We start from the raw sequence: 14,348 nt of genomic DNA, 5'->3' as shown, positions 1-14,348 counted from the left end.
TTAATGTTCTTTTCACAACAAAGGTTATTCAGGCATCATAGCATTTAAATGAGTTACCCTAACATTTAGCCTGCCGATAGTTTTATTTCTTTTGTTTCTAAAGCTTTTTTAGCACAAAAAAGTAAATAAATGACGATAAGTAACGCATAAAGCATAGCCCCAATCATCCACACCCAGCCGTCCCATATCAGCAATGTTTGGCCAAAAATAACGCTAAATAGTAATGGGCCAATTACCCCTGTGGCATTGGTTAAACTCACTAATACTCCTTGTAATTTACCTTGATTAGCGTGATTGACGTGAGCTGACATCAACCCTTGTAGTGCTGGTAATGCAATACTACCACCGGCGAGTAAGATTAATGTAGGGTAAATCATCCAACCTTCGGTGAGTAATGACAAAATAATAAATGCGCTTCCGTCTGCGACAAAGCCGACAATGATTGTTACCTTTTCATTGAATTTTTTGGCAATGGCGCCAGCAACAAAAGCTTGGAATAGGGTATGCATAACGCCTAAGCCAGCCAAAGATAACCCAACTTGCACACTATTCCATTGGAAGCGATTTTCGGTAAATAGCACCCAGGTTGTTGCAGGGATCTGACCAATTAACTGTGCCATAAAAAAGACAAAAAGTAGCAAAATAACGGGTTTTATCAGCTGTATGAAGGGAACTGACAGCTCTACAGTTTCATTTTGATCATTCTGTATGGCATTTTTATTTTTAAAAATAAGCCAGATCACGACAAAAGAGCACGCATTCAAAATAGCCGCAATAACAAAAGGTAAATGTGGGGAAAATTGCCCTGCAAAGCCCCCAATCGCAGGGCCGGCGATTAACCCCACGCCAAATGCTGCGCCTAATCGCCCAAACCACTTAGTGCGTTCTTGTGGGGCAGTGTTGTCGGCAATAACAGAAGCCGCTACGGCGCCTGTTGCGCCAGTGATCCCTGAAATTAAACGGCCTAAATACAGCATCCAAAGTGAGCTCGATAAAGCCAATAAACTGTAGTCCAGTACGGCTCCTGCAAGGGAGATCAACAAAATAGGCTTGCGACCGAATTTATCAGACCATCTGCCCAATATTGGGGCAAAAAATACCTGCATGATGGAGTACAAAGCCAGCAAGATACCGTAATGATTTGCCAAGTTTTCTAGCGTCACATACTCGCGGAGTAAGGCAGGTAAAACAGGCATGATCAAACCGATCCCCATAGCATCAAGGGCGGTGATCGTTAATGCAGTGATCGCAAATTTATTCATTATTCATTTCTCTATCATTGATAGATTTGGAATGTATCCCTATCAGTGATAGAGTGTCAATAGAAAATTAAGGGGAAAGCGATGGCAAGATTGGATAAAGAAACCATTATTACGGCTGCACTAGATTTGCTGAATGAAGTGGGAATGGAAGGACTGACAACGCGAAAATTGGCTCAAAAGCTCGGGGTTGAGCAACCCACACTGTATTGGCATGTAAAGAACAAGCGCACATTGTTGGATGCATTATCGGTTGAAATGTTAAAACGACATCATGACCATCCATTACCTGTTGAAGGTGAAACGTGGCAGGAGTTCTTGCGCCATAATGCACTAAGTTTTCGTCGAGCCTTACTTAGTTACCGTGATGGGGCAAAGGTACATTTAGGCACGCGGCCTAGTGCAGAGCAATACGCCACGGTGGAAAAACAATTGCAGTTTATGATTGATAGCGGTTTTTCATTAAAAAGTGGCCTTTACGCAGTGAGTGCAGTGGGGCACTTTACATTAGGTTCAGTACTTGAGCAGCAAGAACATTTGGCAGCAATGGGTGAGAGAGATGTTGAACAAGACGGAGCGATGCCATTGTTATTAAAAGAAGCTATTCAAATCATGGATAATGATGATGGAACAGAAGCATTTTTGTTTGGTTTAGAATCACTTATTCGAGGCTTTAAGCCCTAAAAAAGAAAAGGTATGACAATGTGCTGTCATACCTTTTATTAAAATAATGTGTGATTGCATTATTTACAGAGTAAATACACCAATAATTGCAATTACACTAATGATTGCTGAGCCACCGTAGAAAACCCATTTTGTCGCAGGGACATGGATTTTAAAGTCGTGCAGCGTATGGTGGATACGGTGCATACCACACCAAACTGGCAAAATAATCATCAGTAATAAGAAAACGCGGCCGATAAAGCTTTGGCTAAATGCCATAATGCGCTCATAGCTCAGCATTTCTGGTGCCACACCGAGAGGAATTAAAATTCCTAACAGAATGATGATTGCAGGGCCAATTACAGCACTCCACATACCACCTGCACCAAATAACCCCCAGAAAATCGGCTCATCGGAACGTTTAGGCGTTAGATTCATCAGATTCTCCTTAGATTAAAATAACAATGCGATTGCTAAGATTGCTGCCGTAACAACAATCGTAAGAGCCCAGAAGCCTTTAACGATAGGCTCCTCAGACATTTTCTTATCTTTTACAATAATACTGACGGCTTTTGGTGCAAGTTTGAACCACGTTGTGGTGTGCAATAATGTTGCCGCCAAAGTAATAATGTTAATGATAAGAATGATTGGGTTGCTTAAGAACCCAACAAAGCCAGCCCATGATTCTGGACCGCTTTTCAGCGCAAATACCCCATACAGGACTAAAATACTGAACCAGACCTGAAGGACGGAGGTACTTTCACGCATGATGTAAAAGCGGTAAAAACCCAGCTTTTGCCACCAATCACCCTTCATTTCTCTGACATAGGGTTTACGTTTCGTAGTCATGACTTCAATTCTCCTTATCGTGGCTTCAGCATGGCGATAACAAAGTCTTGCGCGCTGGCAACTTTCCCTTGTTGGATCGCACCCGCAGGGTCAACATGCTTAGGACAGACTTCAGAGCAGTAGCCTACAAACGTACAACTCCAGACACCATTGTCACCGTTTAACAAGGTCATGCGTTCTTTCGCACCATGGTCTCGGTTATCTAAATTGTAGCGCTCTGCCAATGTAATCGCGGCTGGGCCGATGAACTCTGGGTTTAATCCAAATTGTGGGCAAGCTGCATAGCACAGACCACAGTTGATACAGCCTGAGAATTGATGGTATTTTGCCATCTGGGCAGGCGTTTGCTTATTTGGGCCTTCAGAAGGTTTACGGTCATTACCGATAATGTACGGTTTGATCGCCTCTAAACGCTCAATAAAGTGAGTCATATCAACAACAAGGTCGCGCTCGATTGGGAAGTTACCTAATGGCTCAACTTTCATGCCTTGCGGGTATTCACGCAGGAATGTTTTACAAGCCAGTTTAGGCACTTTGTCCACCATCATGCCACAAGAACCACAAATCGCCATACGACAGGACCAGCGGTAAGACAGGTCTGGAGCGAGATTATCTTTGATATAGCCTAACGCATCTAACAAAGAAGTTTGCTCGTCATAAGGGACATCATACGTCACCAAATGGGGCTCACTATCCGTTTCCGGATTGTAACGCATGATCTCCACTTTTAGGTGTTTCATATCATCCATTAGCTTGCTCCTTCTTCGCCTTATCTTGAGCTTCAGCTTCGGCACCGTAAACACGTTTAGCTGGCTGAGATTTCGTGATTTTCACGTCACTGTACTCTAAACGAGGGGAGCCCTCTGGGTTATAGAATGCCAAAGTATGTTTAAGGAAATTAACATCATCACGCTCAGTACAGCCTTCATCGAGACGTTGGTGTGCACCACGTGATTCTTTACGGTTGATTGCAGAGTGAGCCATACATTCCGCCACATCAAGGCCAAAGCCTAATTCAATGGTGTACAGTAGGTCAGTATTAAATACGCTGCTATGGTCGGTAATTTCGACGTGTTTGAAGCGTTCTTTCAGCTCAGCAATTTTATCAACGGTTTTTTGCATTAATTCAGGGGTACGGTAGATACCGCAGCCTTCTTCCATTGAAATACCCATTTCGTCGCGGATCTTCGACCAGCTCTCTTTCCCTTTTTGGTTCATGAGTTTGCTGAGGTCAGCTTCGATATCACGAGTACGGGCTTCGATAGCATTTGCATTGGCTGGTGTTGCTTCAGCAGCATGGCGAGCGGCTTCTTCACCTGCCAGACGACCAAATACAACTAATTCAGCTAATGAGTTAGAACCTAAACGGTTTGCACCGTGCAAGCCAACAGAAGAACACTCACCGACAGCAAATAGGCCTTTGATGCGTGTTTCTGTGCGTTGATCCGTTTCGATACCACCCATGGTGTAGTGAGCGGTTGGGCGAACAGGAATTGGGTCTGTTACTGGGTCAACACCTACGTAGGCTTTCGCCAATTCACAAATAAATGGTAAACGCTCATGCAGTTTTTCTGCGCCAAGGTGACGTAGATCCAGATAGACGACATCACCACGATGAGTGCTGATCGTACGGCCTGCACGCCATTCGTGCCAGAACGCTTGGGAAACTTTGTCACGTGGACCCAGTTCCATATATTTATTTTCAGGTTTACCCAGTGGAGTTTCAGGCCCCATTCCGTAGTCTTGCAGGTAGCGATAGCCGTCTTTATTGACAAGGATCCCGCCCTCACCACGACAACCTTCGGTCATTAAGATACCAGAACCCGGTAACCCAGTTGGGTGATATTGAACAAATTCCATATCACGCAGCGGCACGCCATGGCGGAATGCGATACCCATACCATCACCGGTTACAATACCGCCATTGGTATTGTAGCGATAAACGCGTCCAGCACCGCCAGTTGCCATCACGATGGCATTAGCACGGATCTGGACTTTTGTTCCTTCCATCATATTTAACGCGACAAGACCACGGACTTGGCCTTCATCAACAATGATATCGAGAACAAAATGTTCGTCAAAACGTTGAATTTGTGGATATTTTAATGAAGTTTGGAACAGGGTATGGAGCATGTGGAAGCCAGTTTTATCAGCAGCAAACCACGTACGCTCAATTTTCATTCCACCGAAACGGCGAACGTTAACTGAACCATCTGGTTTACGGCTCCACGGGCAGCCCCATAGCTCTAGTTGGGTCATTTCTGTTGGGCAGTGTTCGACAAAATAGTCGACAACATCTTGCTCACACAGCCAGTCCCCACCAGCTACAGTATCATTAAAATGATAGTCATAGGAGTCATGAGCCTGAGTAACTGCTGCTGATCCCCCCTCTGCGGCCACAGTGTGACTACGCATTGGGTATACTTTTGAGACCAGAGCAATCTTGATATTGGGATTTGCTTCAGCGGCAGCAATTGCTGCACGTAAGCCTGCGCCCCCGGCCCCGATAATCGCTAAATCGGCATTGAAGGTTTGCACTGCGCTTCTCCATTGTTCAAGTGTAAAATTGATAAATTCTTTTAAATACTTTTGATAATTAGCTACGTCATTTTCAGTTCAACTTAAAGCTAAACTACGAAATATCTGTTTTTTAATAGTAAATAATATAATAGCTAATAATGACTTATCATGCTGTGAATTATAGCGAATAGTCCTCAAGATAAATTTGATATAGAGGGGGGTTTTGGCCAAATTTAGTGATAAAGTGTGAGGTAGATCTTCTTTTTATAAATTGTTTTTACATTACTGGATTTTCTAGGCTGTTAACACCGAATAAAAAGGAATTTCAAATGATTATCATTAAATTTACATAGACTTTTAGTGTATAAAACCAAGTGAATTACTCAGGTTTTATCAATAATAAGTGATTAATACTATTATTATAGCTGAAGAGTTTAATTCATATTGAATGCTAATTTGCGAGGAGTCTCACTATTTATTATTTAGAATAAATTTAATTTTGAACAGAAAATTTTAAAATAGATTGAGAAAGCGAATCGTTTCGCTTTTTTAGTAACAGATATGTCACATAATATAAGAATTAATCATGTTTCTGGCTACTTTCATTACTCTTCCCACCTCTGTAGGATAAAGCTAAAAGTAAAGGCTTTGCCTAATCGTATAAAGCAAGAGATAATCAGGCTATCTCTACTTACTCATCATCATGCCGACAGTTGCAAGTATTTACGTTCAGATAAATATGCATTATCAGTGTAAATGCATTGTGTGTTGCCTGTGAGGTGGGTACACTGCACGACTAAGTTTATTTTGGAGTCATCTTAATGAGTGATATAGCGAATTGGCAGCCAACCGCCCCCATCGCTAACCTGTTACAGCGCGCAAAAATAATTGCGGAAATCAGACGTTTTTTTACTGATCGTTGTGTACTTGAAGTCGAAACCCCCGCAATGAGTCAGGCAACAGTCACTGACATTCATCTTGTTCCATTTGAAACGCGTTTTGTGGGCCCTGGTGCAGCGCAAGGTATTAATTTATATTTAATGACCAGCCCTGAATACCACATGAAACGTTTATTAGCGGCCGGTAGTGGCCCTATCTATCAGTTAGGTCGTAGCTTTAGAAATGAAGAAGCAGGGCGACATCATAACCCTGAATTTACCATGTTAGAGTGGTACCGCCCGCATTTTGATATGTATCGCTTGATCAATGAAGTGGATGACCTACTGCAACAAGTTTTAGAATGTGAGAGTGCAGAGCTACTTTCATACCAACAAGCGTTTTTACGCTATTTGGATATTGACCCATTATCTGCTGAAAAAAGTGAATTACGTGAGGCTGCAGCCCGTTTAGATTTGAGCAATATCGCGGATCAGGAAGAAGATAAAGATACCTTACTTCAACTGCTATTTACCATGGGCGTTGAGCCTCATATTGGTAAAGAAAAGCCTGCAGTCGTGTATCATTTCCCTGCAACCCAAGCGTCTCTTGCCGTAATTAGCACGGAAGATCATCGTGTTGCTGAGCGTTTTGAGGTGTATTATAAGGGAATGGAACTAGCAAATGGTTTCCATGAACTCACTGATGCAAGCGAACAACGCCAGCGATTTGAACAAGACAACCGTAAGCGAGCGGCAATGGGGCTACCTACTGCACCTATTGATGAGCACTTGCTCGCGGCTTTAGAGCATGGTTTACCTGATTGTTCTGGTGTCGCTGTTGGGGTTGATAGGCTGATTATGATTGCTTTAAATGCAGATAAAATCAGTGATGTGATCGCATTCCCTGTCACTATCGCGTAATTTATTTTCAAAACCGATTAGACTTGCTGCCAAACATAATATGTTTGTCAGCAGTCTGAATGCAGCCAAATGGCTGCATTCTTATTTTGTCCCAGAAAACTATTTTTGTTTCTGCTGTTCTAAGAACTTAACCCCTAAGTCAGGGAAGTCTGTGAAGGCGCCATCGACATCGGCTTGGTTATAAATAATGTCATAAAGCTGTTGCCCATCTTTGGCGTATTTTGGCAGCTTATCAACACGGATAGTGAACGGATGCACTGCCATTTTGTTATCATGAGCTTCTTTAACCATGCCATTCACTTTGATATTAGTTGGCGTGGATTCTTCACTAATTAGCATATGATAATCAGGGCCAATACCATCTGCATAGGTCGCAATTTCTTTCATTGCACCCGGTTTCATCATCCAATCATAATTGTAATTAACCCAAGTTCCGTCAGGTTTTTGCTCTTGAGTTTCGTTCCAATCGGTGTAAGCAATCAATTGAATTAATTTAATATCCATCCCCATTTCTGGCATCAAGGTATTTTTGATACGTTTTAGGTCATTAGGGTCAAATGACTGTAGATAAACGTTGGAATCCTTGGTGGTATAGCCATACTCTTTAAGGACTTCGAGTGTTTTTTTGGTGATATCTTTGCCTTCTTGTAAGTGGAACCAAGGGGCTTTAATTTCTGGGTAGATACCAATATTCTTACCCGTTGACTTGTTTAATCCCTGAACAAATTCAATCTCTTCTTGGAAAGTATGAACGCGGAAGTCTGATTTGCCCATTGGGAAGCGGTTCGGATAGCTTTGCACTTTTTTACCATCAACAATATCAAATCCTTCTGTAAAATTGAGTGATTTGATTTCATCAAGGGTAAAGTCAATCGCATAGTAACGGCCATCTTTACGAGCGCGGTCAGGGAAACGTTCAGCAACATCTGTCACGCGATCGAGATAATGGTCATGTAAGACCACGAGCTCGTTATCTTTCGTCATAACTAAATCTTGCTCAAGAAAATCAGCACCTTGTGCGTAAGCCATTGCTTTTGCAGGTAGGGTATGTTCCGGTAAGTAACCACTTGCACCACGATGTGCAATGACAACTTTACTTGAAGCTTGAGCTACAGCAGACACTGACATCACTAAAACCATACTAGCCACCAATGTTTTTAATGGAAAGCTCATGATTATATCTCCTTGGCACTTTATTTGGGTAAAAAAATGGGCTACATCATTTTTTGATATAGCCCACGAGTCTAGCGATTAACAATGAACATTTGATGAATGTTTATTGTGAGTTTGCTAATTCGCGTTTATGTTTGCTTTCGCTCAACATCACTATAAACAGTAGAACAACGGCCAGTGCTGAACCACCGATCATGACTGCGAAGCCACCGTCCCAACCGAAGTAGTCTACGGTATAACCAACGATAGCACTTGCTGCTACAGAACCACCGAGGTAGCCGAACAAGCCTGTGAATCCTGCGGCTGTACCTGCTGCTTTTTTCGGTGCAAGTTCAAGGGCGTGCAAACCAATCAACATAACAGGACCATAGATTAGGAAACCGATGATCAACATACATGCCATATCAACATTTGGGTTACCAGCTGGGTTCATCCAGAACACGATAGTTGCAATGGTTACCAGAACCATGAAGAACACACCAGTGGCTCCACGGTTACCACGGAAGACTTTATCCGACATCCAACCACACAGTAACGTACCTGGGATACCTGCGTATTCATATAAGAAGTAAGCCCATGAAGATTTGTCCATTGCGAAGTGTTTAACTTCACGCAGGTAAGTTGGAGACCAGTCCAAAACACCATAACGCAGTAAGTAAACGAACACGTTCGCAATCGCAATCATCCATAATAGTTTGTTAGGGAAAACATACTTCATGAAGATTTCTTTTGCAGTTAACTCTTGCTCATCTGATGCTTTATAGTCAGTTGGATAGTCGTTTTTGTACTCTTCAATTGGAGGAAGACCACAAGATTGCGGGGTGTCGCGCATTAACGCAAATGCAATGATTGCAACAAGGATAGCAGCCAATGCAGGCATATACAGCGCAGCTTTCCAGTCGTTAAACCATGCCATACCTAACATGAACAGTAATGGAGGGATACCACCACCGACGTTGTGTGCACAGTTCCAAACCGAAACGATACCACCACGTTCTTTTTGTGACCACCAGTGAACCATGGTACGCCCACAAGGAGGCCAACCCATACCTTGGAACCAACCACAAAGGAACAGTAATACGAACATTACCATGATGCTTGATGTTGCCCATGGTACGAAGCCCATGACTAACATCACTGCGGAGGCGAGAATCAAACCTGCTGGTAAGAAATAACGCGGGTTTGCACGGTCGGAAAACGACCCCATGATAAATTTAGAAAATCCGTAAGCAATTGAGATCCCTGATAATGCAAAACCAAGGTCACCTTTAGAGAAACCTTGTTCAACAAGATATGGCATCGCTAACGCAAAGTTCTTTCGGACTAGATAATACGCTGCGTAACCAAAGAAAATACCCATGAAGATCTGCCAGCGAAGCTTACGATAGACAGGATCTATCTTATCCGCTGGCAGCCTCTCTATATGAGGTGCTGGTTTAAAAATGCTTAACATATACGCCTCCGATGGCATGCTAATTTTTATTTACACTTCCATTTCTCTATTTCAGAGAAATATTGAGTGTTTATTATTGGTGAAGTAACAAAAACGAAAGTAATCGAGTAATTTAAGAGTCTTTATTTTCTTAATTGCTCTAAATTGTAGTCGTTAAAAAACAATTTATCTGTAATCCAACGCACAATTATTGATTTTGTTTATGAAGTTGCATAGTAAATGACATTTGTGAATAGAATGGAACTAGAAATGTTAATTATTTTGTGATTCTCATCACGATTTTGTTCTTTTTAACACTGAATATGCATCAATTGCTTTCGTTTTTGTTCCTTATCAAACATTGAGCGCGTTTCTGAGCTATATTTAATAATAGATTATAAAAATAGAATCTATACTTATCGATTATAGAAATGTTTATTAATGTGAGGAATGCGACATGAATGGCTCATCTGTGACTGAGACGGATGTCATCATTATTGGTGGTGGCGCAACAGGTGCAGGAGTCGCTCGTGACTGCGCTCGCCGAGGTCTAAGAACTGTTTTACTCGAAAGGCATGATATTGCGACTGGCGCGACAGGGCGTAACCATGGATTACTTCATAGTGGCGCGCGTTATGCAGTCACAGATGGTGAATCCGCCAGAGAATGTATAGAAGAGAACAAGATTTTAAAACGTATCGCGCATCACTGTATTGAGCGAACTGATGGTTTGTTTATTACTTTACCTGAAGACAGCTTAGAGTATCAGCAACAATTCATTACGGCTTGCCAAGCTGCGGGTATTGATGCGACTGCAATTGACCCTAAAGAGGCTATTCGCCTTGAACCTTCTGTTAACCCACATCTAATCGGTGCGGTTCGTGTTCCTGATGGCACGGTTGACCCATTTCGTTTGACTGCAGCAAATATGTTAGATGCCAGAGAGCATGGCGCGAAAGTGTTAACTTATCACGAAGTCATTGGTTTGATTCGTGATGGCGACACCGTACGTGGCGTGACGGCTTATGATCACCACGCCAAGAAGCAATATGATATTTACGCGGAAATTGTCGTTAATGCTGGCGGGATCTGGGGGCAAAAAATCGCAGAGTATGGTGAATTAAAAATTAAAATGTTCCCTGCGAAAGGGGCGCTATTAATTTTAGGCCATCGCTTGAACAACATGGTGATAAACCGTTGCCGCAAACCTGCAGATGCCGATATTTTAGTTCCCGGCGATACGATTTCCCTGATTGGGACCACGTCGACTCATATTGAATATGACCAAATTGATAATATGTATGTCACCCCTGAAGAGGTGGATATTCTTATTCGTGAAGGTTCAATGCTATCACCAGCACTTGCAACAACACGCATTTTACGTGCATATGCAGGTGTTCGGCCATTAGTTGCCAGTGATGATGACCCATCAGGGCGTAATGTCAGCCGCGGTATTGTGTTGTTAGACCACGCTAAACGTGATGGCTTAGAAGGTTTCATCACCATTACGGGTGGCAAGTTGATGACTTATCGCCTGATGGCGGAATGGGCTACAGATAAAGTTTGCGAAAAACTGGGTCATAGCGCCAAATGTACAACCGCAGAAGCGCCGTTACCGGGCTCGCAGCACAGCGCAGAAGAAGCCTTACGTAACGTTGTTTCTATTCCTGCTCCTATTCGTGGCTCAGCGGTTTACCGTCATGGCGATAGAGCTTCTGCCATTCTCAGTACGGATAGGCTCGATAAAAGTTTAGTTTGTGAGTGTGAAGCCGTTACTGCTGGTGAAGTACGCTATGCCGTTAATTCATTAACGGTGAATAATTTACTTGATTTAAGGCGTCGTACTCGTGTGGGGATGGGAACTTGCCAAGGTGAATTATGTGCTTGCCGTGCTGCGGGGTTACTCAATCGTTTTAATGTCACAACGCCTCATGAAACAGAGCAACAACTGAGTCACTTCCTTAATGAACGTTGGAAAGGTGTACGTCCAATTGCTTGGGGTGACGCATTGCGTGAAAGTGAATTTACCAGCTGGGTATATCACGGGTTATGTGGCATGAATGAAGCGACACTTGGCAAGGATGCACAGAAGGAGGCGGACAATGAAATATGATGTAGTGGTAATGGGCGGCGGTTTAGCTGGATTAATGAGCGGTATCCGTTTGACCCAGTCTGGTCTATCTTGTGCAATTGTTAGCGCCGGGCAAAATGCGCTGCATTTTTCTTCAGGTTCATTAGATTTACTTACACACTTACCAGATGGGCAAGTTGTTGAAAAGCCATTAGAAATGTTAAATGCTTTACAAGCGCAGGCTCCGACTCACCCTTATAGTATTATTGGTCAGGATCAGGTTAGCGAATTGGCGAATCTGGCTCAATCCTTATTACAACAAAGTGGCGTTCGTTTAAAAGGCAGCAGTAAAGAAAATCATTATCGCATTACACCTTTAGGCCATAAACGCATGACTTGGCTTAGTCCTGAGTTTGTTCCGACTGTCGGTTTGCACCATAAAATGGATGTTAGCAAGATTGCTGTGGTTGGTATCGAAGGTTTCTTGGATTTTCAACCTCAGATGGTGGCTGATGAGCTACAACGTGAGGGGTTACAAGCAACATCGCATTATGTGCATTTACCATTATTAGACCGATTAAGAGAAAACCCGAGTGAGTTTAGAGCGGTTAATGTTGCTCGTTGGCTTGATAGACCAGAAAATATGGCACAAATGGTCGCTGAAATTTCTCCGTTGGTCACAGATGCAGAGGCGATTTTTATGCCAGCCTGTATCGGACTCGATAGTGATGAACCTTTACATGAATTACAAATGAACTTAGGTAAGCCATTATTTTTACTACCGACTCTTCCTCCTTCGCTATTGGGGATTCGTTTGCATGAAATGTTACTGCGTCAGTTCCGTCGCCAAGGTGGAATTGTGATGCCTGGTGATAAAGTTACCGCGGTAAATTGTGTTGATGGCCGAATTGAATCTGTCCAGACTCGTAATCATGGCGATATCTCTTTAAAAGCTAAGCATTTTGTTCTGGCGACGGGGAGCTTTTTTAATAATGGTTTGGTGGCAGAGTTTGACCGTGTCTATGAGCCTTTGATGCAATTGGACCTGTGTGAAATTTCAGAACGTGCAAAATGGACTAACAAAGAGTTTTTCGCTTCCCAGCCCTATATGGCTTTTGGTGTGAAAACCGATGAAAAACTACGCGCACAAAAAGAGGGGAAAGCCATTTCTAATCTTTATGTAGCTGGCGCTGTTTTAGGCGGTTTTGACCCTCTCACTCAAGGTTGTGGTGCGGGCGTATCGATAATTAGCGCATTATATGCCGCTAATGAAATTATTAATGAACTGAGTAAGAATAAAACTATGCAGGTGGAGGTGGCACAATGAGTATTCAAGATGCAAGCTTTGAAAGCTGTATTAAATGCACTGTGTGTACCACTTATTGCCCTGTTGCAAAGGTTAATCCTCTGTATCCTGGTCCTAAGCAAGCAGGGCCAGACGGTGAGCGTTTACGCTTAAAAGATCCGATGCTGTATGACGAAGCGTTGAAATATTGTACTAACTGCAAGCGTTGCGAAGTCGCTTGTCCATCTGATGTAAAAATCGGTGATATTATCGCACGCGCACGTAATACTTATAGCCAGCAAAAACCTAAAATTCGTGATGCAATATTAAGCCACACGGATTTAATGGGCTCGTTATCGACACCATTTGCACCCGTGGTGAATACCATTACAGGGTTAAAACCGGTTCGTCAAATTCTTGATAAAGCATTGAAAATCGACCATCGCCGTGAATTACCTAAATATTCGTTTGGGACTTTCCGCCGTTGGTATGCAAAACAAGCCGCTGAACAAGCTAAATTTGAAGAGCAAGTTGCGTTCTTCCATGGTTGTTATGTGAATTATAACCATCCTCAATTAGGTAAAGACTTAATTAAAGTCTTTAACGGCATGAATATTGGTGTTCAGCTACTTAAACGTGAAAAATGTTGTGGTGTGGCATTAATAGCGAATGGCTTTATGAAACAGGCGAAGCGCCAAGCCAATGTTAATTTAGAGTCATTGCAAGAAACTATCCTTGAAAAACATGTACCTGTTGTTGCAACTTCATCAACCTGTACGTTTACCATCCGTGATGAATATACCCATGTTTTAGACGTCGACACTTCAGCGATGCGTGACAACATTGAGCTGGCAACACGTTATATCTATCGCCTACTTGAAGAAGGGCGTGAATTGAAGCTCAAACACACACCGTTAAAAGTGGCCTATCACACACCATGCCATATGGAAAAAATGGGTTGGACTTCCTACACGTTAGAGTTAATTAAACGTGTACCAGGTGTTGAGCTGATTGTGCTGGATTCACAATGTTGTGGTATCGCAGGAACCTATGGTTTCAAAAAAGAAAACTATGAGGTTTCTCAAGGAATAGGGGCAGGGCTGTTCCGTCAAATTGAAGAAAGTGGTGCGGATATGGTGATTACAGACTGTGAAACTTGTAAGTGGCAGATTGAGATGTCGACGAGTAAGAAGTGTGAGCACCCAATTTCACTTCTAGCAAAAGCTTTGTGACCTGTTACTTATCGAATTGTAGGGTTGTTATTCTTTGTTTTAGCTCAGTTAAACTTATTTGGAGA

Annotated in this window: 12 protein-coding genes; 5 read left to right on the top strand and 7 right to left on the bottom strand. The window is 42.7% G+C overall.

From position 1 onward, the window contains the following. Positions 1-65: 65 nt before the first annotated feature. Positions 66-1,262 (bottom strand): Tet(A)/Tet(B)/Tet(C) family tetracycline efflux MFS transporter, encoded by a 1,197-nt coding sequence (gene tet / locus P3L44_RS17355; RefSeq protein ID WP_196723502.1) that lies wholly within the window; start codon positions 1,260-1,262, stop codon positions 66-68. Between the two features lie 81 nt (positions 1,263-1,343). On the opposite strand from tet, the gene tetR reads away from it, so the two are divergent. Then, positions 1,344-1,943, top strand: a complete 600-nt coding sequence (gene tetR / locus P3L44_RS17350; RefSeq protein ID WP_117162571.1) for a tetracycline resistance transcriptional repressor TetR — start codon at positions 1,344-1,346, stop codon at positions 1,941-1,943. Between the two features lie 63 nt (positions 1,944-2,006). On the opposite strand, the gene frdD is transcribed toward tetR, so the two are convergent. Genes frdD through frdA form a run of 4 tightly spaced genes read right to left on the bottom strand, consistent with a single transcriptional unit; the run spans position 2,007 to position 5,309 of the window. Further along, complete coding sequence (gene frdD, locus P3L44_RS17345) at positions 2,007-2,360, bottom strand: fumarate reductase subunit FrdD (RefSeq protein WP_004258620.1); 354 nt, start codon at positions 2,358-2,360, stop codon at positions 2,007-2,009. A gap of 15 nt (positions 2,361-2,375) precedes the next feature. After that, on the bottom strand, positions 2,376-2,771 hold the full coding sequence (frdC, locus tag P3L44_RS17340; protein ID WP_109911650.1) for a fumarate reductase subunit FrdC: 396 nt from the start codon (positions 2,769-2,771) through the stop codon (positions 2,376-2,378). A 14-nt stretch (positions 2,772-2,785) separates the two neighbouring features. Next, on the bottom strand, positions 2,786-3,520 hold the full coding sequence (locus tag P3L44_RS17335) for a succinate dehydrogenase/fumarate reductase iron-sulfur subunit (RefSeq protein ID WP_140171431.1): 735 nt from the start codon (positions 3,518-3,520) through the stop codon (positions 2,786-2,788). Next, positions 3,513-5,309 carry a fumarate reductase (quinol) flavoprotein subunit gene (gene frdA, locus P3L44_RS17330; protein ID WP_004258614.1) on the bottom strand — a complete coding sequence of 599 codons (1,797 nt, stop codon included), beginning with the start codon at positions 5,307-5,309 and terminating at the stop codon, positions 3,513-3,515. Before frdA ends, P3L44_RS17335 begins: the two co-directional genes overlap by 8 nt. A gap of 803 nt (positions 5,310-6,112) precedes the next feature. On the opposite strand from frdA, the gene epmA reads away from it, so the two are divergent. Continuing rightward, positions 6,113-7,090 (top strand): elongation factor P--(R)-beta-lysine ligase, encoded by a 978-nt coding sequence (epmA, locus tag P3L44_RS17325; RefSeq protein WP_140171433.1) that lies wholly within the window; start codon positions 6,113-6,115, stop codon positions 7,088-7,090. A 99-nt stretch (positions 7,091-7,189) separates the two neighbouring features. On the opposite strand, the gene glpQ is transcribed toward epmA, so the two are convergent. Next, positions 7,190-8,263: a glycerophosphodiester phosphodiesterase gene (glpQ, locus tag P3L44_RS17320; RefSeq protein WP_200129285.1), complete on the bottom strand. Its 1,074-nt coding sequence runs from the start codon at positions 8,261-8,263 to the stop codon at positions 7,190-7,192. Positions 8,264-8,366: 103 nt separating this feature from the next. Then, positions 8,367-9,716, bottom strand: coding sequence for a glycerol-3-phosphate transporter (gene glpT / locus P3L44_RS17315; RefSeq protein WP_136135058.1), 1,350 nt, complete (start codon positions 9,714-9,716; stop codon positions 8,367-8,369). Between the two features lie 436 nt (positions 9,717-10,152). On the opposite strand from glpT, the gene glpA reads away from it, so the two are divergent. From glpA to glpC, 3 genes are read left to right on the top strand one after another with little or no spacing between them, the layout of a single operon-like run. Next, on the top strand, positions 10,153-11,808 hold the full coding sequence (glpA, locus tag P3L44_RS17310) for an anaerobic glycerol-3-phosphate dehydrogenase subunit A (protein ID WP_140171437.1): 1,656 nt from the start codon (positions 10,153-10,155) through the stop codon (positions 11,806-11,808). Beyond that, the gene (gene glpB / locus P3L44_RS17305) at positions 11,798-13,093 is read left to right on the top strand and encodes a glycerol-3-phosphate dehydrogenase subunit GlpB (protein ID WP_272661565.1); all 1,296 of its coding nucleotides are present in this window, start codon (positions 11,798-11,800) and stop codon (positions 13,091-13,093) included. Before glpA ends, glpB begins: the two co-directional genes overlap by 11 nt. Next, a complete protein-coding gene (glpC, locus tag P3L44_RS17300) occupies positions 13,090-14,283 on the top strand; it encodes an anaerobic glycerol-3-phosphate dehydrogenase subunit GlpC (protein WP_004258601.1) in 1,194 nt (397 codons plus the stop codon). Before glpB ends, glpC begins: the two co-directional genes overlap by 4 nt. The last annotated feature ends 65 nt before the right edge of the window (positions 14,284-14,348 follow it).

Origin of the sequence: Providencia sp. PROV175 (assembly GCF_032707045.1) — a bacterium.
GTDB classification, from domain to species: domain Bacteria; phylum Pseudomonadota; class Gammaproteobacteria; order Enterobacterales; family Enterobacteriaceae; genus Providencia; species Providencia hangzhouensis.
Note: the sequence above shows the minus strand (reverse complement) of the source record. Positions and strands in the feature narration are given on the sequence as shown.

Excerpts from the sequence above, each read along its gene's own strand:
- frdD (WP_004258620.1), bottom strand. The coding sequence starts at position 2,360 with ATGAATCTAACGCCTAAACGTTCCGATGAGCCGATTTTCTGGGGGTTA.
- P3L44_RS17335 (WP_140171431.1), bottom strand. The coding sequence starts at position 3,520 with ATGGATGATATGAAACACCTAAAAGTGGAGATCATGCGTTACAATCCG.
- glpT (WP_136135058.1), bottom strand. The coding sequence starts at position 9,716 with ATGTTAAGCATTTTTAAACCAGCACCTCATATAGAGAGGCTGCCAGCG.
- frdC (WP_109911650.1), bottom strand. The coding sequence starts at position 2,771 with ATGACTACGAAACGTAAACCCTATGTCAGAGAAATGAAGGGTGATTGG.
- tet (WP_196723502.1), bottom strand. The coding sequence starts at position 1,262 with ATGAATAAATTTGCGATCACTGCATTAACGATCACCGCCCTTGATGCT.
- glpA (WP_140171437.1), top strand. The coding sequence starts at position 10,153 with ATGAATGGCTCATCTGTGACTGAGACGGATGTCATCATTATTGGTGGT.
- glpB (WP_272661565.1), top strand. The coding sequence starts at position 11,798 with ATGAAATATGATGTAGTGGTAATGGGCGGCGGTTTAGCTGGATTAATG.
- glpC (WP_004258601.1), top strand. The coding sequence starts at position 13,090 with ATGAGTATTCAAGATGCAAGCTTTGAAAGCTGTATTAAATGCACTGTG.
- glpQ (WP_200129285.1), bottom strand. The coding sequence starts at position 8,263 with ATGAGCTTTCCATTAAAAACATTGGTGGCTAGTATGGTTTTAGTGATG.
- epmA (WP_140171433.1), top strand. The coding sequence starts at position 6,113 with ATGAGTGATATAGCGAATTGGCAGCCAACCGCCCCCATCGCTAACCTG.
- tetR (WP_117162571.1), top strand. The coding sequence starts at position 1,344 with ATGGCAAGATTGGATAAAGAAACCATTATTACGGCTGCACTAGATTTG.